Genomic DNA, 1,170 nt, shown 5'->3' with positions numbered 1-1,170 from the left:
GACAATATACAGACCGTTTTGCAGAAAAAGTTATCAGCGAGCTGATTCATGGCGATATTCACAATGTTGCTAAGCAAAATCATATTACAGATGATGTTGTTGAATCCATGATGGAGTATTTGAGTAAAAAAAATGGAGTTATGACCTCAGTAGTTTAAGACGAGTAGGACTGGACGAAATCGCCTTAAAGAAGGGACATAAGGACTATCTTACAAGTATTGTTGATCTCGATAAAAGTGAAGTTATTGGGCTGGTGGAAGGTCGGACTCATGCAGCCATTAATAAAGAGCTAGATACTTGGGGAGATAAGGTTCTTAGCCAAATAGAGGAAGTGAGTATTGACTTGTCAGGAAACTATCGAAGCTTAGTGGAAAAGCGAATGCCAAATGCCGAAATAGTAGCCGATAGGTTCCATGTATCTAAGCTTATAAATGATGCCCTAAATACTGCAAGAATTTCAGAGAAGAAGAGAGTAAAAGATATCGAAGATGAAACCGAGAAGAAACGTCTTTATGACATCCTTAAAGGGAGTAAATATGCGCTTCTTAAGTCAGAAGAGGATTTGACTGACAAACAGAAGGATAAGCTAGAGGAGGTGAAAGAAACATTTCCATTACTAGCGAAAATGCATCAGCAAAGAGAAGATTTTCGAAAAATATTTGATACTCATGATGACTGGTCAGAAGGAGCATTTGCATTGATTGACTGGATGAAGGATGCAGAAGGAACATTTAAGGATAGCGTAGGAACGCTTCCTCGCTGGTTTACAGAAATAACAGCTTATTTTGAGACTAAGACAACGAGTGGGGTAGTAGAAGGATTAAAGAACCGATTGAAATTGATAAAACGATTAGGATATGGGTTCAGAAGCTTTAACAACTTCCGATTAAGATGCCTCATCTGCTGGCACCTAGATCTTTAGTTTAGGCATACTTTCTCCTGATGAACCGTTTTTCGAATAAAGTATGAAAGCAAGGAATTGGTCCTTATGCGAGTTGATTGGGGAAAGTTAGCGACCGACTTGGATGCACTGCATATGTTTGGCACTGATGTGAGTCGGGAGGCGGTCGAAGTTCTCTTGGGTGAAGAATTCTTTGCCCATGCTGTTGATTGGTGCATCCATTTTGAAAAGGGTTGGGGGTTAGCAGAAGGAGTGTTGAGAATTCTCAG

General features: G+C 39.9%; 1 protein-coding gene and 1 pseudogene. Both read left to right on the top strand.

From position 1 onward, the window contains the following. Positions 1-160: 160 nt before the first annotated feature. Positions 161-922: pseudogene (locus F6K13_RS34155) on the top strand (ISL3 family transposase); the annotation flags it as partial. Positions 923-988: 66 nt separating this feature from the next. Further along, positions 989-1,170 (top strand): hypothetical protein (locus F6K13_RS34150; RefSeq protein WP_287290085.1); only part of this gene is annotated, 182 nt, incomplete at its 3' end.

It is taken from the genome of Okeania sp. SIO2B9, from assembly GCF_010672505.1.
Classification (GTDB): Bacteria; Cyanobacteriota; Cyanobacteriia; order Cyanobacteriales; family Microcoleaceae; genus Okeania; species Okeania hirsuta.
This window is presented reverse-complemented; position numbering and strand designations above follow the sequence as displayed.